Raw genomic sequence first — 276 nt, forward strand, 5'->3', positions numbered from 1 at the left:
GCTGGGTGTACGCCTGCGTGGTCGAGGGCGGCGAGAGCTTCGAAGCGCTCGCCAACGGCTTGCAGAATGCTCTGTGGCAGGCGGGAGGTTGCCCGCGCGAGCATCGCACCGACAGCCTCTCTGCCGCCTTCAAGAACCTGAGTGAGAAGGGCTTTGTTCAGCAGGGTCCTTGCGCGGCGACCGTGGGTCCGGTAGAAAGAGCCCAGTGATCTATCCGACAGGCGAGCTTTCATGCCTTACAAGGCAAGACTGAAAACGGGTGGGCCGCGCAAGCGG

The 276-nt window shown here is 63.4% G+C and carries 1 protein-coding gene; it reads left to right on the forward strand.

Going from position 1 to position 276, the window contains the following annotated elements:
- Positions 1-209 (forward strand): hypothetical protein (locus AB3X89_RS40510; protein ID WP_368588095.1); only part of this gene is annotated, 209 nt, incomplete at its 5' end.
- Between the last annotated feature and the right edge of the window lie 67 nt (positions 210-276).

Origin of the sequence: Paraburkholderia sp. BR14320 (assembly GCF_040948665.1) — a bacterium.
In the GTDB taxonomy this organism is placed as follows: domain Bacteria; phylum Pseudomonadota; class Gammaproteobacteria; order Burkholderiales; family Burkholderiaceae; genus Paraburkholderia; species Paraburkholderia youngii.